This window comes from Streptomyces sp. CA-179760 (assembly GCF_050937045.1).
Classification (GTDB): domain Bacteria; phylum Actinomycetota; class Actinomycetes; order Streptomycetales; family Streptomycetaceae; genus Streptomyces.
Map to the genome: position 1 here is coordinate 9,039,325 of NZ_JBNJLZ010000001.1, position 23,530 is coordinate 9,062,854.

The following is a 23,530-nucleotide window of genomic DNA, read 5'->3' on the forward strand; positions in this document are numbered from 1 at the left end:
TCCCCCGGCCGGCGAGGCCGGTGCCCGGTGTCCCCTGACCGCCGCCCGCTTGACCGCCCCGAAGGAACACGGCCATGGCTGACGAACTCGAACTGCTGCGCAGCGCCAACCCGGTGCCGCACGACGGCCCCCACTTCGGCGACGGCCCCCTGGACCATGACGCCGAGCGCCGGCTCGAACGTCTGCTGCGCGAGCGGCCCTCCCGCCGTCTGCGGGACCGGCTGCTGCCCGGCCCGGACCGGCCCCGGCTGGCCTGGGGGCTCGTGGCCACGGCCGTCGTCGCCGCCCTGACCCTCACCCTCGTGCTGAGCGGCCCGGACACCACACCGGCGGTCGCCGCACCCCGCCCGCTGGTGGTGCAGACCGGCTCCACCCCCGTGCCCCTGGACCGGCTGGCCGAACGTGCCCAGCAGGCCGCGGCAGACGACTCGCCCCGCCTGCGCAAGGGCACGCACGTGCAGTCCTGGAGCCTGGGCATGTCGGACGACAAGCCCCCGATCACCCTGCCCGAGGAACGCATCGTGCGCTGGCGGGCCGATGCCAGTCACACCGAGCTCGTCGTGGCCACCGACCCGAGGCATCCGGGCCGCCCGGTCCTCTCCGACGCGGGCGGCGAGCCCCACCTCGTCGACGACGGTCATGTCATCAGCGACCGGACCTACCCGCCGAGCTGGAGTGACGCACCGCCCCAGTCTCCTCCGCCGAGCGACCCCGCACGGCTGCGCGCCTACCTGACGGAGGCCCGGTACGACGACGGGCCGTTGACCACGCCCCAACTGCTGGACGGCGTCGAGGTACTGCTCGACAACTGGACCCCCGGCGCCCGGGAGACCGCGGCGCTCGTCCGGCTCCTGGCCGACGCCGAGGGCCTGCGGCCGGTCGGCCGGGTGACCGACCGGCTGGGCCGGCAGGGCCAGGCGTACGTGTACGACGGCTCCGGAGTCCGCCACATGCTGATCACGGACCCGGCCACCGGTGCCGTCCTCGGCCTGGAGAGCACCTTCACCGCCGACGAACCGGAGTACGGCGTCAAGAAGGGCGACGTCATGTCGTACAGCGCCTGGATGCGCTGATCACACCCCGGGCAGACCGAGCTGCCGGGCCGCGGCGTCCACCGTCTGCTCCAGCAGCGTGGCGATCGTCATCGGGCCGACCCCGCCCGGCACCGGCGTGATCAGCGAGGCCCGCTCCGCGGCGGAGTCGAAGTCGACGTCGCCGACGTTGCCGGCGTTGTACCCGGCGTCGATCACGACGGCTCCGCGCTTGATGTCCTGGCCGTGGATCAGCCGGGGCCGTCCCACCGCGGCCACCACGATGTCCGCCTCGCGCACGGCCGCGGACAGGTCCCGGGTGCGTGAGTGGCAGTAGGTGACCGTCGCGTCCCGGGCGAGCAGCAGCATGCCGAGCGGCTTGCCGAGGATCGCACTGCGGCCCACGACCACGGCCCGCTTGCCTGCCGGGTCGATGCCGTACTTGTCGAGCAGCCGCATGATCCCGCCGGGCGTGCAGGACACGAAGCCCGGCAGGCCGAAGCTCATCGTCGCGAAGGAGGCGAAGGTGACGCCGTCGACGTCCTTCCCGGGCGCGATCGCCTCGAACGCGGCCCGCTCGTCGATGTGCTCGCCGACGGGGTGCTGGAGGAGGATGCCGTGCACGCCGGGGTCGGCGGACAGCGCCTCGAGCGTGCCGACGAGCTCCCCGGTGGTCGTGGCGGCGGGCAGCGTCACATGCCGCGAGGTGATGCCGGCCTTGCGGCAACGGTTCTGCTTCATACGGACGTAGGTGACGGACGCGGGGTCCTCGCCGACGAGCACTGTGGCGAGACACGGTGCAGTGCCCGTCCGCTCGGTGAGATCGGCCGCGCGCTTGCCGGCCTGTTCCACTGTCCGCCGGGCGAGCGAGGTGCCGTCGATGAGCCGTGCCTGGGACATGATCCACTCCTGGGCTGGAATGCTGCTTCGCCCAGGCGCACGGCATCCGACTCCGCGGGGCCGCTCCCCGGTGGTGCTCCACCTCAGCGCCAGTCACGGCCCGGCCCCACCCTAAGCGGTGTTGCTTCTCCTACTCGTCCCAGGCCTGGATCAGGGTCTGTTCGGCGATCTTGCCGCCCCGCAGCGAGATCATGGACTCGGACAGGACGCGCACGCCGTCCGCGTACTCGCAGCTCTCGCTGTAGGCGGCCTCGTCTCCCTGGACGACGCACCGCTCCATCTTGTGCGTCATGTCACGGCTGTAGACGTCCTCCAGCATCCGGCCGATCTCGTCCCGGCCGTGCAGGACCTTGGGATGGCTGGGCTGGGTCGTGCGGTCCACGATGCGGAGCTCCGCGTCGTCGGCGTAGAGGGAGAGCAGAATGTCCGGGGTCTGTCCTTCCACGCCCCGGCGCAGGGTGTCTCGGTCGAAGGCGGAGTCTGCCGCGGTTCCCATGATGACCTCCTTCGAGGGGCCGCGACCCGACGGGGAACGGGCCGCGAGAAGCCTCTCTCCTGAGCGTCCTCCCGCCCGACGGGCTCGGCAAGCGCAGCCGCAACACTGGCCCTCACGCGGGTCCGCGCGCCGTGACTCAGTCCGCCGCGGCCAGGAACTGGGTCGCCGCCAGCTCCGCGTAGAGCGGGTCGGAGGTCACGAGTTCGCGGTGGGTGCCGACGGCCCGGACCCGGCCCGCGTCCATCACCACGATCCGGTCGGCCATCGTCACCGTGGACAGCCGGTGCGCCACGACGAGGACCGTGGTCGTGCGGGCCACGTCCGCGACGGTGTCGCGCAGCGCCGCCTCGTTCACCGCGTCCAGCTGCGAGGTGGCCTCGTCGAGCAGCAGCAGCCGGGGGCGGCGCAGCAGGGCTCGGGCGATGGCGACGCGCTGCCGCTCACCGCCCGACAGCTTGGTGCCCCGGTGGCCGACGAGCGTGTCGAGTCCAGCGGGCAGCCGGGACACCAGGCCGTCGAGACGGGTCGTCTTCAGCACCCGCCTGAGCGCGTCCTCGTCCGCCTCCGGGTTGCCCAGCAGCAGGTTGTCCCGCAGGGAGCCCGACAGGACCGGCGCGTCCTGCTCCACGTAGCCGATCGAGGCGCGCAGTTGGGGCAACTCCCAGTCGGCCAGGTCCCGGCCGTCCAGCGTGATCGTGCCGGAGCCGGGATCGTAGAACCGCTCGATCAGCGAGAAGACGGTGGTCTTGCCGGCGCCGGACGGGCCCACGAACGCCGTCATGCCCTGCGCGGGCACGGCGAACGTCACGCCGTGGTGGACGTACGGCAGGTCGTCGGCGTAGCGGAAGCGGACGTCGTCGAAGGCGAGGGCGGCGGGCTGGGCGCCGGGGGAGGGCAGCGGCGCGAACCGGGCGGAGGGCTCGGCGGGCAGGCGCAGCGCCTCCTGCATGCGGGTGAGGGCCGCGGCGCCCGTCTGGTACTGCGTGATGGCGCCGACGACCTGCTGTATCGGCGACATCAGATAGAAGACGTACAGCAGGAACGCGACGAGCGTGCCCACGTCGACGGCGCCGGTCGCGACGCGCGCGCCGCCGACCGCGAGCACCGTGATGAAGGCGACCTGCATGGAAAGCCCCGCCGTGTTGCCCGCGGCCGCCGACCACTTGGCGGCGCGCACGCTCTGCCGCCACGACTCCTGCGCCGCCTCGTGCAGCGTGCTCTCCTCCCGGTGCTCGGCACCGGACGCCTTCACGGTGCGCAGGGCGCCGAGGACCCGCTCCAGCGAGGCACCCATGACGCCCACCGCGTCCTGCGCCCGCCGGCTCGCCTTGTTGATGCGCGGCACGATCACACCGAGGATCACCCCGGCCCCCGCGATCACGGCCAGCGTGACGCCCAGCAGCACGACATCCACCAGGCCCATCATCACGATCGTCGCGACGAGGGTGAGACCGCCCGTGCCCAGACCGACCAGCGAGTTGGTGGTGACCTGGCGCAGCAGCGTGGTGTCGGAGGTGATGCGGGCCATCAGGTCCCCGGGTTCGCTGCGGTCCACGGCAGTGATCCGCAGCCGCAGCAGATACGACGACAGGGCGCGCCGCGCGCCGAGGACCACCGACTCGGCGGTGCGCTGCAGCACGTACGAACCGAGCGCGCCCACCACCGCGTTGGTCATCACCAGCGCCGACATCGCCAGCAGCGCTCCGGTGATGGCCCGCTCGTGCGACAGATCGTCGATCAGGCCCTTGGCCACCAGCGGAAGCAGGAGTCCGGTCGCCCCGGTGACCAGCGAGAGCAGGGCACCGGCGGCCAGGGACCAGCGATGCGGCCGAACGTATCCGAGGAGCAGCCGCCAGGGAGGCACGGCGGTGTCGGTCTCTGCGAGGCTCACGTCGCTCCTTCGGCGTCGGGCGGAGCGTTCAGGCTACGGCGCGAAACACGTACAGTGCCCCGCCTTTCCGCGCTGGGCAGAACTCGTGATCATGCGTCTGAGGTGGCCGATCCCCGCCCCTTACCGATCAGTCGCGCGTAGGGTCGGAAGAGACCGACCCCGGCCGACGAAGGAGTCAGCGCCATGGCGCAGGAAGTACGCGGTGTGATCGCACCCGGCAAGGACGAGCCGGTGCGCATCGAGACGATCGTCGTGCCCGACCCCGGCCCCGGAGAGGCGGTCGTGGCCGTCCAGGCCTGCGGGGTGTGCCACACCGACCTGCATTACAAGCAGGGCGGCATCAGCGACGACTTCCCCTTCCTGCTCGGCCATGAGGCCGCGGGCGTGGTCGAGGCGGTCGGCGACGGCGTCACCGACGTCCAGCCCGGCGACTTCGTGATCCTCAACTGGCGTGCGGTGTGCGGGAAGTGCCGGGCCTGTCTGCGCGGGCGGCCCTGGTACTGCTTCGACACCCACAACGCCGGGCAGAAGATGACCCTCGCCTCGACCGGCCAGGAGCTCTCCCCGGCCCTCGGTATCGGCGCCTTCGCCGAGAAGACGCTGGTCGCGGCCGGGCAGTGCACCAAGGTCGCCCCGGAGGTCGCCCCGCAGGTGGCCGGGCTGCTCGGCTGCGGCGTCATGGCGGGCATCGGTGCCGCGATCAACACCGGCAACGTGGGCCGGGGCGACACGGTCGCCGTCATCGGCTGCGGCGGCGTCGGTGACGCGGCCGTCGCCGGGTCGCAGCTTGCCGGAGCGGCGCGGATCATCGCCGTCGACATCGACGACCGCAAGCTCGAGACCGCCAAGGCGATGGGCGCCACCCACACCGTCAACTCTCGCGAGACCGACCCGGTCGAGGCCATCCGCGAGCTGACCGGCGGATTCGGCGCCGATGTCGTCATCGAGGCGGTCGGCCGCCCGGAGACGTACCAGCAGGCCTTCTACGCCCGCGACCTCGCCGGCACGGTCGTCCTCGTCGGCGTGCCCACCCCGGAGATGAAGCTCGAACTGCCGCTGCTCGACGTCTTCGGCCGCGGCGGAGCCCTCAAGTCGAGCTGGTACGGCGACTGCCTGCCCTCCCGCGACTTCCCCATGCTGATCGACCTGCACCTGCAAGGGCGCCTGGACCTCGGGGCGTTCGTCACCGAGACCATCCAGCTGGACGAGGTGGAGAAGGCGTTCGAGCGGATGCACCACGGCGACGTGCTGCGCTCGGTGGTGGTGCTCTGATGACCACGCGCGTCGAACACCTCGTCACCTCCGGGCAGTTCAGCCTCGACGGCGGCACCTGGGACGTCGACAACAACGTGTGGATCGTCGGCGACGACCACGAGGCGATCGTCATCGACGCCGCCCACGACGCCGACGCCATCGCCCGGGCCGTCGGGGACCGCAGGCTCACGGCCATCGTGTGCACGCACGCCCACAACGACCACATCGACGCCGCCCCCGCTCTCGCCGCGCGCACCGGGGCCACGATCTGGCTGCACCACGACGATCTGCCGCTGTGGAAGCAGACCCACCCGGACCGGGAGCCCGACGCCTGGCTGGTCGACGGCCAGACGATCGAGGCAGGCGGCGCCGACCTGCGGATCCTGCACACCCCGGGGCACGCGCCCGGCGCGGTGTGTCTCTACGACCCCGGCCTTGCCACCGTCTTCACCGGCGACACGCTGTTCCAGGGCGGCCCCGGCGCCACCGGCCGGTCCTTCTCGCACTTCCCGACGATCATCGACTCGATCCGCGACCGGCTGCTCACACTGCCGCCCGAGACGAAGGTCCTCACCGGCCACGGAGATTCCACGACCATCGGCGCGGAGGCCCCGAACCTGGAGGAATGGATCACCCGCGGCCACTGACCGCGTGCCGCCACGACACACCGCAGGAAAAGACGACAGAAGATGTCCGGCTTACCCGTCACTCTCGAAGCACCACGCATTCACGGCAACGGGAGGTCGGACATGTCAGCTCCGCTGAAGGGCAAGGTCGCACTGGTCGCCGGTGCGACCCGGGGCGCCGGACGGGGCATGGCGGTGGAACTCGGCGCGGCGGGCGCCACCGTCTACGTCACCGGGCGCAGCACGCGCACCCGCCGTTCGGAGTACGACCGGCCGGAGACCATCGAGGACACCGCCGATCTGGTCACCGAGGCGGGCGGACAGGGCATCGCCGTACCCACGGACCACCTCGACCCGGCGCAGGTCCGCACCCTCGTGGAGCGGATCGACGGCGAGCAGGGCCGCCTCGACATCCTCGTCAACGACATCTGGGGCGGCGAGAAGCTCTTCGATTGGGACGCCGCTGTCTGGGAGCACGACCTGGACAACGGTTTGCGCCTGCTCCGGCTCGCCGTCGAGACACACGCGATCACCAGCCACCACGCCCTGCCCCTGCTGCTGCGCCACCCCGGCGGCCTGGTCGTCGAGGTCACCGACGGCACCGCCGACTACAACCGCGACAACTACCGCGTGAACTTCTTCTACGACCTGGCCAAGACGTCCGTCCTGCGCATGGCCTTCGCCCTCGGCCACGAGCTCGGTTCGCGCGGCGCCACCGCCGTCGCCCTCACGCCCGGCTGGCTGCGCTCGGAGCTCATGCTGGAGACCTTCGGCGTACAGGAGGAGAACTGGCGCGACGCCCTGGAGCGCGTCCCCCACTTCGCCATCTCGGAGACCCCGCGCTACGTCGGCCGGGCCGTGGCCGCGCTCGCCGCCGACCCGGACGTGGCTCGCTGGAACGGCCGGTCCCTCTCCAGCGGCGGCCTCGCCCAGGTGTACGGCTTCACCGACCTCGACGGCAGCCGCCCGGACGCCTGGCGCTACCTCGTCGAGGTCCAGGACGCGGGCAAGCCGGCCGACACGAGCGGCTACCGCTGAGCCACCAGCCCAGGAGACCTGGACCGCGGCCACGCGCGGCCCCGAGGGCCGGCCGGGGCAGTACGGTCTGCCCATGACGGACACCAGGCGCTTCGAGGGGTACGGGGTTCTCATCACCGGCGGGGCACGCGGCATCGGCGCCGCCACCGCCCGCCGCATCGCGCGGGAGGGCGCACGGGTCCTGGTGGCCGACCAGGACCCGGCCGCGGCCACACGGACCGCGCGGGCCCTGCGGGAGGAGGGACTCACCGCCGAGGGGATCAGATGCGACGTGGCCGACCGGGCGGCGGCCGAGGCCGCCGTCGCCCACGCCGTCGAGACCTTCGGCTCGCTCGACGTACTGGTCAACAGCGCCGCCCACTGCTCGCCCGACGCGCCCCTCTTCGAGGACGAACCGGACGAGTCGTGGGCGCGCGACCTCGACGTCACCCTGTCCGGCGCGTACCGCTGCTGCCGTGCCGCGCTGCCGCACCTGGCCGCCTCGGGCCGCGGCGCCGTCGTCTCCATCGGCTCGGTCAACGGCCTGCAGGACTTCGGCAACCACGCCTACAGCGCCGCCAAGGCCGGCCTGGGCTCCCTGACCCGCACACTCGCCGGTCACGCCGCCGCCCGCGGTGTCCGCGTCAACCTGGTGGTGCCGGGCACCGTCCGCACCACCGCCTGGGAGGGCCGCGACGAGGACCTGGAGGCGCTGCGCCGGCTCTACCCCTGGGCCGGGTCGGCGAACCGGAGGACATCGCGGCGGCCGTCACCTTCCTCGCCTCGTCCGACGCCTCCTGGATCACCGGCACCACCCTGGTCGTCGACGGCGGCCTCACGGCCGTCAACACGGCCTTTCACGATGCCCTGCGCCCATAGCGGGCCTGAAAGCGGCCCTCTCGCGGCAGCCCTTGCGCCCGGCCGGCTGCGCGGTGAGGTATGTCACCGTTTCGTCGCAGGCTGAACCCCCGCACAACCGAAGCCGCCCTTCGCCCGTCTAGCTGGCAGAACACCGCAGACAACTCCGCGAAAGGGCAGGACGAGCCATGGGGGACGTACGCAGACGGGGAGCCGTCGCACTCGGGATCACCGGCCTGGTGGCACCGCTCACACTCGCGCTCGGCGCCACCCCGGCGCAGGCCGCGAGCTGCACCACGCAGACCGGCCCGAACCAGAAGCAGGTGGAGAAGTTCCTCGGCCGCCCGGTCGACGGAAAACAGTCCGCCACCGACTGCAAGGCGATCCGCGCCTTCCAGACCAAGCACGGCATCTCCCCGAACATCGGCTACGCCGGACCCGTCACCTGGGGCGTGATGGACCTGATGCAGAAGCAGAAGGCCGTCGGGAAGACCCCCAACAAGGACGGCAAGTGCCCGGTGAACAAGGGCCGGATCGCCTGTGTGAACCTGACGCTCCAGCTGAGCTGGATCCAGGACGGCAAGAAGCTCGTCTACGGCCCCGTCCCGGTCCGAACCGGCCGCGACGGGTATGAGACCCGCACCGGCCTGAAGAAGATCTACTGGCGCAACATCGACCACGTCTCCTCCATCTACGACGTGCCGATGCCCTACGCGCAGTTCTTCGACGGCGGCCAGGCCTTCCACTCGGTCGGCGTCAGCATGTGGAACCCGCCGGGCTCGCACGGCTGCACCAACATGACGAAGACCGACGCCAAGAAGTACTGGTCGCTGCTGAAGAAGGGCGACGACGTCTTCGTCTACGGCCGCAAGCCGGGCACCTGATCCCAGGCACCCGGCTCGCCCCTGGCGTCCCCTACTGGGGCGCGTCCCCGAAGTCCGGGATCTCCAGCCTGGCCCCGCCCTGCCGCGCGGACTCGTGCGCGACGATGCCCGGCAGGGTGTAGCGGGCCGCCACCCAGGCGTTCACCGACGGCAGCGTGCGGTCGTTGACCGCGGTCACGAAGTCGTCCACCAGGAAGTGGTGGCTGCCCTCGTGGCCGTTGTGCAGGTTGTCGAACTCCCTCGGCAGTCGCTCCCGGTCGTGCACGGGCGCCGACCCCGAGGTGAAGGCGGCCCGCAGCTCCGGCGCGATGTGCTGCAGCGACGGGTCGTCGGGAGCCATGGTGGGCTTGGGCTCCAGCAGTTCGCTGATGTCCGTGACTCCCTGCTTGTCCTGCCACAGGGCGACCGTGGCCAGCTGCTCCATGCTCGCCTCGGTGCCGAAGAAGCGGAAGCGCGACTCGCGTATGTGCGAGGGGTAGCCGACCCGCCGGAACTCGTTCGTACGGAACGAGCCGCCGCCGGCGACCTCGAACAGCGCGGTGGCGTTGGAGAAGTCGTTGCCGAACTGGCTGACGTCCTTGTCGAAGACGCCGTCGCCCCGGTCGTCGAGGACCCCGATCGCCGACACGCTCACGGCGTGCGTCTGCCAGGCGCCCAGCACCCCGCCGATCGCGTGCGTCGGGTACAGCAGCGGGGATAGCTGGCGGTGGCCTTCCAGTTCTCACCGCCGCTGTACTGGTAGGCCTCGTAGAATCCCAGGTCCATGTCGTGGACGTAGTCGCCCTCGGCGTAGAAGAGCCGCCCGAAGGCGCCCTCGGCGATCTGGTTGCGGGCGTGGACGGTCGCCGGGTTGTACTCGCTGGTCTCGCCCATCATGTACGTCAGGCCGGTGGCCTTGACCGTGTCGATGATCGCCGCGATCTCCTCCGTGCTGATCGCCATGGGGACCGCGGAGTACACGTGCTTGCCGGCGTTGAGGCCCTGGAGCACCAGCGGGCCGTGCGTCCAGCGCTGGGTGAAGATCGCGACCGCGTCGACGTCCTCCGACTCCAGCATGGCCTGGTACGACGGGAAGGTGCCGGCGTGACCCTGCGCGGCGGCGAGTTGTTCGGCCCTCTCGGGCAGCAGGTCGGTGACGTAGACGTCGCTGACGCCGGGGTGGGCCTGGAACAGGGTGGCGAACTGGCCCGAGAACTGTCCGGCGCCGACGATGCCGATGGAGAACGTCATGTAAGGCGTGCCCTTCACTGGTCGGGTGATCACTGCGAGAGGATCAGGTTGATCTGGTCGTTGGTCTGGTCGAGGCTGCTGACGGGCTTTCCGTTGCCGTAGATGTCCTCCATCGCCGGCTGCATGAGCGCCGTCATGTCGGCGGAGTAGCTGGCGATCGGGTACGAGAAGGTCCGGAAGCGCTTCTTGTCGGCCACGGGGTCGGTGAACGACGAGACGTCGATGCCCTTCTTCCGGTACGCGGCGACGGCCGCCTCGGTCCCGGCCGCGGTGGCGGGGAAGACGACGCCGTACTTGCCGACGACGGTCTGGCACTTGTCCGAGGCCAGATACGCCACCCACTTCTTGGCGCCCGCCTTGTTCTTGGACGCCTTGGTGACGGAGTCGGCGAGGCCGTTCATCATCGTGGCGCGTTTCCCGGTGGGTCCGACCGGTGTCCGGGTGGTCTTGATGTCCCGGCCCTTGAAGCCCGTGTAGGTGGAGATCATCCAGGCCCCGTCGAACGCGGTGGCCGCCTTCCCTGCCGCGATCTGCGTGTTCTGCTGGTTGGACTGGATGTTGTAGTCCGACAGCGGCGGCATGTAGCCCTTCTTCGCCAGGCCGAAGTACCACTTGATGACCGACTGGAAGGTCTTGCTGTCGTACTGGTACTTCGTGCCCCAGCGCGGCTTGTTCAGGAAGTTCCATCCGGCGGAGCCGGTGAAGGGGCTCCACTGCGTCTGGCCGTCACCGAAGCCGCCGCCGCCCGTGGCCATGCCGTACACCTTGACGTTGTTCTTGTCGAAGCCCGGTTCGTCGCCGCGCTTGCCCTTCTTGTCGATCGTGAGGTGGGCGATGGCCTTCTCGAAGGTGCCGCCGTCCTTCGGGTTCCAGGAGAGGTCGCCGAGTTGTCCGGCGGTGAGCCCGGCATCCTCGGTCATCTTCGAGTTGTAGAACAGCGCGACGGTGTCCCAGTCCTTGGGGGCGCCGTAGCGGTGGCCGTCCTTGCCGATCCAGTTGGCGGCGAGGCCCGGCTGGTAGTCGGAGTTCTGGATACCGAGGTCGTCGAGCGGTTCGAGGACCTTCAGATCGGCGAACTGGCCGAAGTTCTGGATGTGGTCGGTGAACACGTCCGGCGCGGTGCCCGCGATGAACCCGGCGGTGAGCTTGGTCCAGTAGTCGCTCCAGCCGAGCTGCGTGATCTTCACCTTCAGCCCGGGGTTCTCCTTCTCGAACCCCTTGGCGCATGCCTGGTAGGCGGGCAGCTGGTTGGCGTCCCACAGCCAGTACGTGACGGTGTTCGCGGAGGATCCCGCGGCGCCTCCCTGCGCGCATCCGCTGACCAGGGACAGCGCCAGCGCTCCGGTCGCCGCGACGAGCGGACGAAGTCGAATTCGCATCACAGTCCCCTTACTTGATCCCGGTGAAGCCGATGGAGCTGACGATGCGGCGCGCGAAGCAGGCGAAGAGCACGAGCATCGGCAGCGCGGCGATCAGCGTCGCCGCCATGAGCCCGGACCAGTCGACGCCCGTCGCCGGGGTCTGCGCCCGGAAGACCGCCAGGGCCACGGTCAGCACGCGCGAGCTGTCGCTGTAGGACACCATCAGCGGCCAGAAGTAGTCGTTCCAGGAGGTGATGTACGTCAGCACGCCCAGCGTGATGATCGGCGTGGACGCCATCGGCAGCACCACCCGGAAGAAGATCTTGATCTTCCCGGCGCCGTCGAGCAGCGCGGCCTCCTCGACCTCGTGGGGGATGTTCATGAAGAACTGCCGCAGGAAGAACACCGCGAACGGCGTCATGAACATGGTGGGCAGCGCGATACCGAGGAGCGTGTCGATCAGGTGCAGCTGCTTGATGAGCACGAAGTTCGGCAGCAGGGTGAAGATGGCCGGCACCATCATCCCGGCCAGGAACAGGCCGAACACCTTGTCCCGGCCCCGCCAGCGCAGCCGGGAGAAGGCGTACGCGGCCATCGCGGAGAAGAAGATCTGGCAGCCGGTGATCAGGGTCGAGACCAGCACGGAGTTGAGCAGGTAGCGCCAGAAGTCGAGCCCGCCGCCCGCGCCGCCCTGTTTGACGGCCTCCTCGGTCGACTGCATGCCGAGGGCCCGCTCGAATCCGCTCGTGGTGAGGTCCACCGGCAGCGGGTTGGTCGGGTCGGCGCTCAGGCCGGCGTTGGTGGAGAGCGCGGTGCGCAGGATCCAGTAGAACGGCAGCAGGGTGATGAGGACGATCAATCCCATCACGGTCCAGGCGGCGGCCCGCCCGAAGGGGAACTTACGCCGGACCGGTCGCAGGGATGTCGGCGTCGTCGTCGTGGTCGTCACGGCAGTCATGCGGTTGTCTCCCTTCCGTCAGCCGAGGTCGGTCCGGCCGGCCCGGGTGAGCCGGTACTGGAGGATGGTGATCGCGCTCAGCACGACCAGCAGGGCGACGGACATGGCCGAGGCGTAGCCGAACTGGAAGCGCCCGAAGGCGGAGCCGTAGATGTAGAACTGGAGCACGTTGGTCGCGTTCGCCGGGCCGCCCGCGGTGGTCACCGCGACGGTGTCGAACACCTGGAACGACCCGATCACGGTCATGATCAGCACGACCGCGAGCACCGGCCGCAGCAGCGGCATGGTGATCCGCCAGAACATCCGCCACTCGCTCGCGCCGTCCACCCTGGCCGCCTCGTACATGTCGTTCGGGATGGCCTGGAGACCGGCGAACAGCAGGAGGGCGGTGTATCCGACGTGCCGCCACACGTTGATGAGCGCGATCGTCGGTATCGCCCAGGTCTCGTCGGCGAGGAACGGGATGCGGTCGGCGCCGAGAGCGCTGATGATCTCGTTGCCGATGCCGAGCTGGGTGTCGAGGATCCAGAGCCAGACGAGGCCGGCCACGACGTTCGACATCAGGTACGGCGTGAGGACGATCCCGCGCAGCATCGCCGACTGGGTCAGCCGCTGGAGCAGGACGGCCATGGCGAGCGCCGCGACCGTCTGCACGCCGATGTTGATCACGACGTACTCGACGGTGACCCACAGGGAGTCCCAGAAGATGGGGTCGTTGACCATGCGGACGTAGTTGTCCAGGCCGACCCACTCCGCCGGCGTCAGCAGGTTGAAGCGGGTGAAGCTCAGATAGATGCCCCGGAGCGTCGGCCAGAGCAGGAAGACCAGGAAGCCGAGCATCGCCGGCGCGATGAACACCGCGGCCAGCCGTCCGTCTCCCCGGTTGTCCCCGACCCCGGTCCTTCGTGTCCTGGGTTTGCTGCGTGCCTCCGTGGCGCCGCCCGCGGGCAGACGTGACGGAGGACTGCTGGAGGCGATGGTCATCGGGCGACTCCCTCGCATACGGCGGCTCGTCCTCTGGCGGGACTTACTTTTGGTGCGAAACAATTGCTGCGTCAAGGGGTGCGCAAACATCTTTTCCCAGGAACCATCATCGCCTTAGAGTGGTCATGTTGGTTTCGGTGTGAAAAAAAGGCTGAGGGGAGTCGGACGTACATGACCGCAGGCACCGCCGGCTGGCTGCCGCTGAGCGCGGGGGAGCGCTCCGTGGCGATCGAAGTGCTCGTCCACGGCCCGTTGTCCCGGACCGAGCTCGCCCGAAGGCTGGGGCTTTCGCCCGGCAGCCTCACCCGGCTGACCAAGCCGCTGATCGAGTCGAACCTGCTGATCGAGGCGGCCGAGGCCGGAGCGCCGGTGGAGACCCGCCAGGGCCGCCCCTCGCAGCCGCTGGACGTCGTCGCCGACTCCGGTTCCTTCCTCGGCTTCAAGATCACCGAGGACACGGTCTACTGCGTCGTCACCACGCTCCGCAGCCAGATCGTCGCCCGCCACGACCGTCCGCTCACCACCCACGACCCCGCCGAGGTCGCCGACGTGCTCGGCGCGATGACCGCCGAACTGGCCGCCGAGCACCCCCGGCTCGCCGGGATCGGCATCGGGGTCGGCGGTTTCGTCCGGGACCGTGCCGTGGTCGGTGAGTCCCCCTTCCTGCTGTGGCGGGACGTCCCCCTCGCCGAACTCGTCGAGGAGCGCACCGGGCTGCCCGTGGTCGTCGAGAACGACGTCGCCGCGCTGGTCGAGGCCGAGACCTGGTTCGGCGCCGGACGCGGCCTGGACCGCTTCGCCGTCCTCACCATCGGCGCCGGCATCGGCTACGGGCTCGTCCTGGGCGGCGAGCGGGTGTCCTGTGCCGAGGAGGACCGCGGCTTCGGCCGTCACTGGATCGTCGACCCCAATGGCCCGCTCACCCCCGACGGCCGGCGCGGCAGCGCCGTCTCGCTGCTGACCATCCCCAACATCCGCTATCAGGTCCAGGCCGCCACCGGCCGCGACCGGACCTACGAGGAGATCCTCGCGCTGGCCGCCGGCGGGGACCCGATGTCCGCCCGGGTCATCGGCGAGGCCGCACGCGCGCTGGGCACCCTCGTCGCCCAGATCTCCAACTTCGTGATGCCGCAGAAGATCCTGCTGGCGGGGGAGGGGGTCGGGCTGATGGATGTGGCGGGCGAGAGGGTCGAGGAGGCCATCCGCGACAACCGGCATCCCCTCGCCGCACCGGTCGACCTCGAGACGAAGGTGTCCGATTTTCACGACTGGGCGCGCGGCGCCGCCGTGTTGGCTATCAAGGTGCTGGTCCTGGGATCAGCCGAAGCGTGAACAGCCTCACGTTTACCGGGAGATGGACGTGATCAGTAACACTGTCCGTAATGCCCGATTGGCTCGTGATTACTCACATCGCCTTCACGTCCGGGATCGTATGCTTCACATCATGTCCACCACTGTTGAATCCTCTTCCGAGCGATCGGCTGACGAGGTCAACGAGGAGATCCGGGCCCTGTGGCGCCGGTCGGGCGGGACACTGAGCGTCGAGCAGCGCGAGGAGTACCAGCGGCTCGTCCTGGAGTGGGCCGCCGCGGCCCCGCAGTCCGTGCCGGCGGCCTGAGCGTCAGCCAGGTCCGCTGACGTATCGGACCCTCGTTCCGGGGCACCCTGATCCAACGGGTGCCCTTCTCGTACTTTCCTCGGCCGACGTCTACGGCATCGTCGACTTCGCCGGCGGCCTGCTGTCCCGGCACATCCATCACACCGCCGTCACCTTCTTCGGCCAGCTGGGCGGGCTGTTGCTCGCCTGCGCCGCCGCGCTCCTCATGCCCGCCGACGCCGTCCACACGGCCGACCTGCTGTGGGGAGCGCTGTCCGGCGTGGGCAGCGCCTTCGCCATGCGGTTCCTCAACCGAGGGCTGAGCCGCGGTGCGATGACGGTCGTGGTGCCCGTGAGCGCCGTCACCGGCGTCGCGCTGTCGGTGCTGTGCGGAGTGCTCGTCCTCGGCGACCGTCCGGGCACCCTGGCCTGGTTCGGCATCGCCGTGACGGTGCCCTCGTTGTGGTTCGTGTCCGGAGGCAGGGCCGGTGCGGGAAAGGGAACGGCGGACGGACTGCTCGCCAGCGCGGGCGTGGCCGTGCAGTACCTCGCCCTCGGCCAGGCCGGGCCTGAAAGCGGACTGTGGCCCGTCGCCGCGGGCCGTGTCGCCGCTGTCCTCGTCCTCCTGCCGGACGCCGCCCGCCATGTCCGCCGGCTGAAGCTGCCATCGGCCCGCCGCGTCCAGGCCCTCCTCATCGGCGCCGGTGCCGCACTCGGCCTCGTGCTGTATCTGCTCGCCGCCCAGCAGCAGTTGCTGGCCGTCGCCGTCGTCCTCGCCTCCCTCTACCCGGCCCTGCCCGTCGTCCTCGGCCTCGCGCTCCTGCACGAGCGGATCAGCCACCGTCAGGTGATGGGGCTGCTGGGGGCGGGAGTCGCGACCGTGCTGCTCACCCTGGGCTGAGGGCGACACCCGCCGACGCCCACCCCCGCGGACCGGGGTCACCCCCAAGTGGCCGAGTAGTACTGCCGATACGCCTTGCGGTCCTGCTCCGTGCGGATCCAGCGGGTCGCCACCAGGGCGAGGAGGCTGCCCGCGATGACCAGCAGGCCGGGGCCGACGTTGCGCGGGTCGGTGAGGCGGGTCAGCAGGCCCGCCACGTCCTCGCCCGTCACCGGTGCCGACGAGCCGGGCGAAGCGGCACCCGAGGCCGACGGCGCGGGCGCGGCACCCCCGGCCTGCTTGGCCACGATCAGCTTGACTCCCAGCTCGGTCAGCGCCTTCGTCACCGGCTGGAAGAACGTCGTACCGCCCGCCTTGCAGTCCCCGCTGCCGCCCGAGGTCACGCCGAGCGCGATCCCGTCGGCGAACATCGGGCCACCGCTGTCGCCCGGTTCGGCGCACACGTTCGTCTCGATCAGCCCGGTGACCGTGCCCTCGGGGTAGTTGACCGTCGCGTTCAGCGCGGTCACCTCGCCCTCGCGCAGCCCGCTGGTGCTGCCGCTGCGGAAGATCTTCTCCCCGACCTCGGCATCGGCCACACCCGTGATCCGCACACCCTCGCCCTCGCCGACCGCCACGACCTCCGCGCCCTTGCCCGCCTTGCCGCTGTCGTACTTCACCAGGGAGTAGTCGTCGCCGGGAAAGCTCCCCTTCAGCGACGTGCCGACCTGGTCGCGGCCGCGATCGTCGGAGAACCAGACGGAACCGTCGGGTCCGCAGTGCCCCGCCGTGAGGATGTAGTCGGTCGTCCCGTCGGTCACGTTGAAGCCCGCCGAACAGCGTCCGGCGGTCGACAGGATCGGCTCCGCGCCGTTGATCCGCGTCGTGAACGTGCCTTCGGTGCGCTCCATGCGCACAAAGCCGCCGATGCCGTCCGCGACCTCGGTCAGCCGGGACCAGTCGGACGAGGAGACCGTGCTGTCGCCCCGGACCACGACCTGGTTGTTCTGGTAGTCCAGGGCCCAGGAGGTCCCGGCCACCCGCGGTGCCGAACGCAGCGTCGACGTGGCGGACTTGAGGGCGCTCATGCTGTGGCGCACCATCTTCGCCTTGGCTCCGGCGCGCTCGACATCGGCGGCCGCCTTCTCGTCGGTCACCGCGACGACCGGCCGCCCGGACGAGTCGACCCAGCTGCCCGCCGTGCGGGAGGTCCCGAGCCGGGATACGAGATCGGTGCCCATGCCCGTGCCCGGCTTCGCCGAATAGGGCACGCCGACGGTTGAGCCGGGGGGCTCGCTCGCCACAGCGCTGGTGACCATCGTTCCTCCGAGGAGGAGTCCGCCGACGGCCGCCAGCTGTGTCACTCGCCGGACGACCCGTCGTCGTGCGTGCCTCATGCATGGCTCCCGAACCCGAACATCGCGGTGCGAACACCGCGGGGCCCTCATTGAGTTGAGCGCCCTGTTCTCCATACGGAGCGGAGCCGCGCGGTGTTCAGCGCGCGCGTGATCTCTTCACCGCCGGGCCGGTGACCGGAGCGGCCGGGCCACGAGCAGGACCAGGCTCCGGGGGCCGCCCCACACCGAGGCCGGATCGAAGCAGGGCCGCAGCAGGGCGGTGAGCGCGGGGTCCCCGCGTCCGTTCAGCTCGGCGGAGGCGATCTTGCGGGCGATCCCGGCCAGGATGCCCGCCACCCGCACCCGCACCCGCGCGTCCTCGCGCGCGACGATGAGCCGCAGCCCGGCCGGTCCGACCCCCGCGCGGCGGGCCGCCTCCTCGATCCACGCGATGCGGTCGGGCGTCAGCATGTTCTGCCGGTCGTGCACCAGACGGACCACCCGCCCGTCCCCGCTCCAGAGGGCGGCCGTCCGCACGATCGCCGGGAGCAGCGGGTTGAGCACCGGGATCAGGGGCGGTCCGTCCAGGAAGTCCGCCCGACAGGACACCGCGCGGGACCGGGTCGTCCCGAGCCGGGCCAGGACCCTTCCCGCGCCGGTACACGGGTGCGCCTCCGCAGGGCGTCGACCGTGTCGCAGAACCCCTCGACGGGGGCGCCCGGCTCTCTGTTGTCGCGGACCCGCAGCAGCTGGTCGGCCGCCTCCAGGAACATCCGCCGGCTCTCCTCCCCGAAGGTCCGGCGTCCCTCGCGGAACAGGACGACGGCCGCGGCCGGGTCGCCCAGCAGCAGGCCGACCGTGCGGTCCACCACGAAGAACGACTTCTCCATGAGATGCACCCGAGCCTGCCCGTGCACCGGCCCCTCCGGCACCAGCAGCCACTCCAGCACCGCGCGGTGCTTCTCCCGCAGCAGGTGGTTCGCCTTGTACTCCTCCGCGGGCGACCGGATCCGGGCCCGGATCTCCCGTACGACCGCCGCGGCCGACGCCACGGACAGCGAGACACTGGCGTGCGCGAAACACGTCCGTGTTCCCGCCGGTGAGGTTCTCGCCGTCCGACCCCGATTCGTCCGCAGGTGATCTCCAGGAACGGGCCGCCCGCCCCGCCCCGGACCCCGTCCGCGAGATTCCCGCTCACCGCACAGCCCCCTATCGTGTGCCCATGACCAGGATTCCGCACGAGACGTCCGGTGAACCGAATCCTCTGCGAGCCCTCACACTCGACCGCCTCCGCCGCCGCACGAGCATGAAGTGGCGCACCTACCCCGAGGACGTGCTGCCTCTGTGGGTGGCTGAGATGGACGTGCCGCCGGCCGAGCCCGTCGTGCGGGCCGTCACCGACGCGCTCGACCTGGGCGACACCGGCTACCCCGCCGGTACGGCCTATGCGGAGACGCTGGCCGCCTTCGCCGAGAAGCGGTGGAACTGGGACGGGCTCGCCGTGGACCGCACCGCGATCGTGCCCGACGTCATGCTGGGCGTCGTCGAGATGCTCAAACTGGTCACCGGGAACGGAGACGCGGTGGTCGTGAACCCGCCGGTGTATCCGCCGTTCTACCAGTTCATCGCGCACATGGACCGGCGTGTGGAGGAGGCCCCGCTCGGGGCGGACGGGCGCATCGACCTCGGTGTCCTGGAGGAAACCTTCCGGGCGGCGGTCGCGGACGGGGGCCGGGCCGCCTATCTGCTGTGCAGCCCGCACAACCCGACCGGCGTCGTCCACACGGCGCAGGAACTGTCCGCCGTCGCCGTGCTCGCCGAGCGGTACGGCGTGCGTGTGGTCGCCGACGAGATCCACGCGCCGCTGGTGGTCGGCGGCACGGACTTCGTGCCGTACCTGAGCCTGCCGGGCGCCGAGCGCGGCCTGTCGCTGATGTCGGCCTCGAAGGGATGGAACCTCGCCGGGCTCAAGGCAGCTCTCGCGATCGCCGGTCCCGGGGCCGGCGCCGACCTGGCGCGGATGCCCGAGGAGGTCGGGCACGGCCCGAGCCACGTCGGCGTCATCGCCCACACCGCCGCCCTGCGCGACGGCGGCCCCTGGCTGGACGCCCTGCTGACCGGCCTCGACGCCAACCGGCAGCTGCTGGCGGACCTGCTGGCCGAGCACCTGCCCACCATCCGCTACCGCCCGGGCGACGCCACCTACCTCGCCTGGCTTGACTGCCGCGCGCTCGGCCTCGGCGACGACCCGGCGGACGTCTTCCTGCACCGCGGCCGCGTGGCCCTCAACTCCGGCCTGCCGTTCGGCACCGGCGGCGCCGGGCACGTCCGCCTCAACCTGGCGGCCTCGCCCGAGGTGATCACGGAAGCGGTGCGCAGAATGGCCGCCGCGCTGCGCTGAGCCCCGGGGCGCGCCGCGCGGGTCACGCTCGTACACTGCCCGCCATGGACGACAGAGCGCTGGCCGATCTGGGCGCGGGCAAGTACCTGCTGATCACCAGCTACCGCAGGAACGGTACGCCGGTCGCCACCCCCGTCTGGGTGGTACGCGACGGGGACGCGCTCGGCGTCTGGACGGTGGCCGACTCCTGGAAGGTGAAGCGGATCCGCAACCGCGCCGACATCCTGGTCGGCCCCTGTGACCTGCGCGGAAACCCCACCGGCGAGCCGGTGCCCGCGACGGCGGAGATCAGCGACCCCGCCACCACCGCGCGCTACCGGAAGCTGATCGCCCGCAAGTACGGCCTCACGGGCCGGCTCACCCTGCTCGGCAGCCGGCTGCGCCGGGGATCGGACGGCACCGTGGGTCTGCGGATCGTGCCGGCTCCCTGAGGTCTCCCTGAGCCCCCGGGATTCGGCAGCGCCTTTCTCCGGCGAGGGGTTGTCAGCTGCTCGCTCTGGAGCGTGCATATCGTCGCTTTAGCTCGATCGTGTGAAGGTCGGCTTCTGTGCTTTGCGGCGTGATGGGCCGTTCGGGCTACGGTGACCGTGCGATCTGGGACGCCGGGTACGGCGCCGGTGTGCGGGGCCCCCGCTCCACCAGCGAGATGGCTCGGGGCCTCCCCGTCACCTTTGGCTGTACCCATATGGCCAGGTCGTGAGGGAGCCGGCCTCCCGGGATCGGACCACGCACCGGATGCGTGTCGCTGCCCCGGGGTTGAGTACGCCGGTAACCAGTGCGCCCAAGACCGTTCGGGGCGTGCGGCTGAGCAGGACCCACTTCTACTCAGTCCACAGGAACGGTGCACTGCCCTGCACGAGGACAGGCGCCGGCGGTCGGGCCGGCGGCCAACCGGAGATTCGAGACGGGGCGGGCCGTGCCCACCGACGCACTCCTCTCAGGCTGAAGGGCGGTCAGCTCCAAGCCCGGTACGGCTCGTCCAGCAGCTGGAAGACCGGCTCGCTCCGTACCGGGTCCTTGGCCGTGGAGAGCCGCACCCGGTCGCCGCTGTGGATGCCGATCGGCGGGCCCATCACCCGGCCGCGCACGACGAATCCCTCGGCCATCTCGACCATGGACACATTGCGCGCCGCGGGCGTGTTGCGGTGCACCACCGTGGAGTGGCGCACCGTGCCCGTGCCCTCGCTGCGCTCCGTCCGCAGGTCGCTGCCCCGGCAGACCGGACACAGCAGGCGGTGGAACATGGCGGTGCCGCACCAGGTGCAGCGCTGGAAGAGGATGGCATCCGTGTTCTGGGCCCTCGGGTCGAGGAGACCCGTCGACGACCCGGCTGCCTGCTGGGTGACGCTTCCTGAGTGGTGGTACACGCTGGTCAACTCCCTGCACTCGGGCGGAATCCCGGGTGCGCGGTCCCCCGCGCACACGCGTGCCCGGTTCGCCGTGCCACCGTGCACGCAGCACAGCGTATGGCACTCAGTGCCACTCGTAAAGGCACTCCGTACCCTCGAATGCGCGGACCTTCAGCTCCGCCCCAGCGTCGACTCGATCTCCTGCACGACCCGCCACAGAGGCGCTCCGCGCCGCGAGACGACGACCACCACGTCCTCCGCCTGCGGGTCCGCCACGGGTGCCGGCGTGCTGCTGAAGGCCGACTGCACGTACGCCAGCGCGTGGTCCACGGTGGCGCCGGCCTCGTCCTGTCCGTCCGAACGCAGCCAGGAGCGCAGCGCGTTGTTGTGTGCCGCGACCACGGCCGCCGCGATCACGTCGGCCTGCAGGGTCCCGTCCCGGCGGGCCGCGAAACGCCGGCGCAGATACTCGGCGAGGGCGCGCTCGTAGCGCCACACCACCGACAGTTCGTAGGCGCGCAGCCCGGGGACCTGCTTGGTCAGGCGGTAGCGCTGCACGGAGAACGTCGGGTTCTCGGCGTACATCCGCAGCACGAGCCGGGCCGCGTCGCAGACCCGCCGCACCGGCTCGTCGTCGTCCGAGCCCTCCGCCAGGAAGGCCGTCATATCGGCCAGGCACCGCTCGTGGTCCGGGAAGACCACGTCCTCCTTGGAGGGGAAGTAGCGGAAGAACGAGCGCCGTCCGACGCCGGCGAGCGCCACGATGTCGTCGACGGTGGTCTGCTCGTAACCCCGCTCGAGGAACAGCTGGAAGGCCGCCGCCACCAGGGCGTCCCGCATGGGCGGCTTTCCGTTCCCGAGGTCGGATTTCTCGGAGCTCATGGGCTGGAACGTAGCACCCGGAAGGCCGCTGATGGCACTCAGTGCAGTCACAGGGAGGAACTGAGTGCTCTCTGAACTCCTGGCCCGGAAGCCGCGTATCTAGCGGCGGAACGATCCTCGAAGACGGGCGCCTCCGAGCCCGGACGGAAGGAGAGCAACGTGTCGACACCGTCCGAGTCCCGGCAGCCGCACGACGGCCCGGCCCTCGAACCCATCCGCGTCCTGCGGCCCCGCCGCACCGACGGGCTGGCCGAACTGATGCGGGAGTACCGGGAACAGAACGCCTCCGCATCCGGTGGACCTGAGTCCGGCGGCTACGAATCCGTCGCTCTGCCGGGACCGCCGCCCGGCTCCGAGGCCATGACGCAGGAAATCCCGCCGGTGGCCCGTGCCCGCGGTGACGGCCATGCCGTACGCCCCGGATCGGGACTGCGCCGCGCCGCCGTCGCGGTGGCGGTCGTCGCGGCGGCGGTGATCGGCTTCGGCGGTGCGCTGCTGCTCCGCGGCGAGAAGACCGAGGACACCGCGGCTCCCGCCCCCCGCCCGACCGCGTCCGCCCCCGCCTCCACACCGACACCCACCCCACCCGCCGCGGCTCCGGCCGACCCCGACGGCCCCGGCACCCTCCGCGAGGGAGCCACGGGCCCCGAGGTGACGGAACTCCAGGAACGCCTCCTGCGCATCCCGGACGTCTACCGCGACGGCTCCACCAGGGGCAGCTACGACCCCACCCTGACCGCGGCGGTCGCCCGCTTCCAGCTCTGGTACGGCATCCGCGGCGACGAAACAGGCGTCTACGGCAACGACACCCGCACGGCCCTGGAGTCCCGCACAGCACCGAACGCGAGCTGACGGGCATCGCCTCTCCCTGCCGTCGGGTGGCTTCGGCCCCCACGGCGGCACGTGTTCCCCGGGATGGCATGCCCACCCCGGCATGGTGAGGTGATACCGAGGGGCGTCAGCCACCGTGGTGGAGGAGTAGTGGTGTGGGCATGGACGCGTTCGCCGGTCTGCTGGATCCCGACATGTGCGTGGTCACGGCGGTCGCGGGGGGTGAACGGGCGGGCTGTCTGGTCGGGTTCGCCTCGCAGTGCTCGATCCGGCCCGTGCGGTTCGTGGTGTGGCTGTCCGAGCTCAACCACACCTTCCGGGTGGCCCGGAACGCCGACGTGCTGGCCGTGCACCTGCTCGACCGTGAACAGCGCGGCCTCGCCGAGCTGTTCGGCGGGCGGACCGGCGACCGGACGGACAAGTTCCAGGGGCTGCCGCTACGGGAGGCGTACGGCGGGGCCGTCGTCCTGGAGGACGTGCCGGCCTGGTTCGTCGGCCGGATCGTGACGCGTGCCGGCGGCGGAGACCACATCGGCTTCGTTCTCGACCCGGTCGAATGGGGCGGACGGGAGGAGTACGAGGGTCCCCTGCTGCGCCTGTCCGACGCCCACGCCATCGCGCCCGGTCACCCGGTCGACTGATCTCGCGTCCCGTCTGTCTCACCGGTACCGGTGCTGCCCACCCTGTTCCTGCCGGCCCTGCTCGTGGGCCTGTGGTGGTACCGGCGGCACCGTGGTGATTCCTGCCCCGGGGCGCGGTCTGC

General features: G+C 71.0%; 21 protein-coding genes, 3 pseudogenes and 1 riboswitch. Of the genes and pseudogenes, 13 read left to right on the forward strand and 11 right to left on the reverse strand.

Annotation, left to right across the window (positions count from 1 at the left end):
- Positions 1-74 precede the first annotated feature (74 nt).
- Positions 75-1,073, forward strand: a complete 999-nt coding sequence (locus ACQEV8_RS40905; protein WP_432971535.1) for a CU044_5270 family protein — start codon at positions 75-77, stop codon at positions 1,071-1,073.
- Here the strand turns inward: ACQEV8_RS40905 and ACQEV8_RS40910 are convergent, their stop codons facing one another.
- From ACQEV8_RS40910 to ACQEV8_RS40920, 3 genes are all read right to left on the reverse strand, one after another.
- The gene (locus tag ACQEV8_RS40910; protein ID WP_432971538.1) at positions 1,074-1,931 is read right to left on the reverse strand and encodes a bifunctional 5,10-methylenetetrahydrofolate dehydrogenase/5,10-methenyltetrahydrofolate cyclohydrolase; all 858 of its coding nucleotides are present in this window, start codon (positions 1,929-1,931) and stop codon (positions 1,074-1,076) included.
- A 22-nt stretch (positions 1,932-1,953) separates the two neighbouring features.
- A riboswitch (ZMP/ZTP riboswitch) is annotated at positions 1,954-2,038 on the reverse strand.
- A gap of 23 nt (positions 2,039-2,061) precedes the next feature.
- Positions 2,062-2,427, reverse strand: a complete 366-nt coding sequence (locus tag ACQEV8_RS40915; protein WP_432971541.1) for a nuclear transport factor 2 family protein — start codon at positions 2,425-2,427, stop codon at positions 2,062-2,064.
- A 136-nt stretch (positions 2,428-2,563) separates the two neighbouring features.
- Entirely contained in the window at positions 2,564-4,318 is a 1,755-nt protein-coding gene (locus tag ACQEV8_RS40920; protein ID WP_432971544.1) for an ABC transporter ATP-binding protein, read from the reverse strand.
- Between the two features lie 183 nt (positions 4,319-4,501).
- Between ACQEV8_RS40920 and ACQEV8_RS40925 the strand changes: the two genes are divergently transcribed.
- From ACQEV8_RS40925 to ACQEV8_RS40945, 5 genes and pseudogenes are all read left to right on the forward strand, one after another.
- Positions 4,502-5,590 carry an S-(hydroxymethyl)mycothiol dehydrogenase gene (locus ACQEV8_RS40925; RefSeq protein WP_432971547.1) on the forward strand — a complete coding sequence of 363 codons (1,089 nt, stop codon included), beginning with the start codon at positions 4,502-4,504 and terminating at the stop codon, positions 5,588-5,590.
- Positions 5,590-6,219: an MBL fold metallo-hydrolase gene (locus ACQEV8_RS40930; protein WP_432971550.1), complete on the forward strand. Its 630-nt coding sequence runs from the start codon at positions 5,590-5,592 to the stop codon at positions 6,217-6,219. The genes ACQEV8_RS40925 and ACQEV8_RS40930 overlap by 1 nt, the downstream gene beginning before the upstream one ends.
- Before the next feature lie 102 nt (positions 6,220-6,321).
- Positions 6,322-7,236 (forward strand): SDR family oxidoreductase, encoded by a 915-nt coding sequence (locus tag ACQEV8_RS40935; RefSeq protein ID WP_432971553.1) that lies wholly within the window; start codon positions 6,322-6,324, stop codon positions 7,234-7,236.
- Between the two features lie 73 nt (positions 7,237-7,309).
- A pseudogene (locus ACQEV8_RS40940) lies at positions 7,310-8,094 on the forward strand (SDR family NAD(P)-dependent oxidoreductase).
- A gap of 167 nt (positions 8,095-8,261) precedes the next feature.
- Positions 8,262-8,957 carry a L,D-transpeptidase family protein gene (locus ACQEV8_RS40945; protein ID WP_432971556.1) on the forward strand — a complete coding sequence of 232 codons (696 nt, stop codon included), beginning with the start codon at positions 8,262-8,264 and terminating at the stop codon, positions 8,955-8,957.
- A 31-nt stretch (positions 8,958-8,988) separates the two neighbouring features.
- Here ACQEV8_RS40945 and ACQEV8_RS40950 read toward each other — a convergent pair.
- From ACQEV8_RS40950 to ACQEV8_RS40965, 4 genes and pseudogenes are all read right to left on the reverse strand, one after another.
- Positions 8,989-10,187 (reverse strand): annotated as a pseudogene (locus ACQEV8_RS40950) (Gfo/Idh/MocA family protein).
- Between the two features lie 29 nt (positions 10,188-10,216).
- Positions 10,217-11,566: an ABC transporter substrate-binding protein gene (locus ACQEV8_RS40955; RefSeq protein WP_432971559.1), complete on the reverse strand. Its 1,350-nt coding sequence runs from the start codon at positions 11,564-11,566 to the stop codon at positions 10,217-10,219.
- Between the two features lie 10 nt (positions 11,567-11,576).
- Positions 11,577-12,506: a carbohydrate ABC transporter permease gene (locus ACQEV8_RS40960; RefSeq protein ID WP_432971562.1), complete on the reverse strand. Its 930-nt coding sequence runs from the start codon at positions 12,504-12,506 to the stop codon at positions 11,577-11,579.
- 18 nt (positions 12,507-12,524) lie between these two features.
- The gene (locus ACQEV8_RS40965) at positions 12,525-13,490 is read right to left on the reverse strand and encodes a carbohydrate ABC transporter permease (protein ID WP_432971565.1); all 966 of its coding nucleotides are present in this window, start codon (positions 13,488-13,490) and stop codon (positions 12,525-12,527) included.
- Positions 13,491-13,661: 171 nt separating this feature from the next.
- Here ACQEV8_RS40965 and ACQEV8_RS40970 point away from each other — a divergent pair, with 171 nt between their 5' ends.
- The 3 genes from ACQEV8_RS40970 (at position 13,662) to ACQEV8_RS40980 (ending at position 15,988) form a co-directional block, all read left to right on the forward strand.
- A complete protein-coding gene (locus ACQEV8_RS40970; protein ID WP_432971568.1) occupies positions 13,662-14,822 on the forward strand; it encodes an ROK family protein in 1,161 nt (386 codons plus the stop codon).
- 100 nt (positions 14,823-14,922) lie between these two features.
- Positions 14,923-15,108 carry a hypothetical protein gene (locus ACQEV8_RS40975; protein WP_432971571.1) on the forward strand — a complete coding sequence of 62 codons (186 nt, stop codon included), beginning with the start codon at positions 14,923-14,925 and terminating at the stop codon, positions 15,106-15,108.
- Between the two features lie 16 nt (positions 15,109-15,124).
- On the forward strand, positions 15,125-15,988 hold the full coding sequence (locus ACQEV8_RS40980) for an EamA family transporter (protein ID WP_432973358.1): 864 nt from the start codon (positions 15,125-15,127) through the stop codon (positions 15,986-15,988).
- 38 nt (positions 15,989-16,026) lie between these two features.
- On the opposite strand, the gene ACQEV8_RS40985 is transcribed toward ACQEV8_RS40980, so the two are convergent.
- Positions 16,027-17,364 (reverse strand): S1 family peptidase, encoded by a 1,338-nt coding sequence (locus ACQEV8_RS40985; protein ID WP_432971574.1) that lies wholly within the window; start codon positions 17,362-17,364, stop codon positions 16,027-16,029.
- A gap of 117 nt (positions 17,365-17,481) precedes the next feature.
- Positions 17,482-18,502 (reverse strand): annotated as a pseudogene (locus tag ACQEV8_RS40990) (hypothetical protein).
- 24 nt (positions 18,503-18,526) lie between these two features.
- Between ACQEV8_RS40990 and ACQEV8_RS40995 the strand changes: the two are divergent.
- Positions 18,527-19,705, forward strand: a complete 1,179-nt coding sequence (locus tag ACQEV8_RS40995) for a MalY/PatB family protein (protein ID WP_432971577.1) — start codon at positions 18,527-18,529, stop codon at positions 19,703-19,705.
- Between the two features lie 44 nt (positions 19,706-19,749).
- Positions 19,750-20,136: a PPOX class F420-dependent oxidoreductase gene (locus ACQEV8_RS41000; protein WP_432971580.1), complete on the forward strand. Its 387-nt coding sequence runs from the start codon at positions 19,750-19,752 to the stop codon at positions 20,134-20,136.
- Between the two features lie 522 nt (positions 20,137-20,658).
- Here the strand turns inward: ACQEV8_RS41000 and ACQEV8_RS41005 are convergent.
- Together ACQEV8_RS41005 and ACQEV8_RS41010 are read right to left on the reverse strand one after the other, a co-directional pair.
- The gene (locus ACQEV8_RS41005) at positions 20,659-21,072 is read right to left on the reverse strand and encodes a Zn-ribbon domain-containing OB-fold protein (protein ID WP_432971583.1); all 414 of its coding nucleotides are present in this window, start codon (positions 21,070-21,072) and stop codon (positions 20,659-20,661) included.
- A 153-nt stretch (positions 21,073-21,225) separates the two neighbouring features.
- Complete coding sequence (locus tag ACQEV8_RS41010) at positions 21,226-21,894, reverse strand: TetR family transcriptional regulator (protein ID WP_432973361.1); 669 nt, start codon at positions 21,892-21,894, stop codon at positions 21,226-21,228.
- Between the two features lie 201 nt (positions 21,895-22,095).
- Between ACQEV8_RS41010 and ACQEV8_RS41015 the strand changes: the two genes are divergently transcribed.
- Together ACQEV8_RS41015 and ACQEV8_RS41020 are read left to right on the forward strand one after the other, a co-directional pair.
- On the forward strand, positions 22,096-22,788 hold the full coding sequence (locus tag ACQEV8_RS41015; RefSeq protein ID WP_432971586.1) for a peptidoglycan-binding domain-containing protein: 693 nt from the start codon (positions 22,096-22,098) through the stop codon (positions 22,786-22,788).
- Positions 22,789-22,928: 140 nt separating this feature from the next.
- On the forward strand, positions 22,929-23,408 hold the full coding sequence (locus ACQEV8_RS41020; protein WP_432971589.1) for a flavin reductase family protein: 480 nt from the start codon (positions 22,929-22,931) through the stop codon (positions 23,406-23,408).
- The last annotated feature ends 122 nt before the right edge of the window (positions 23,409-23,530 follow it).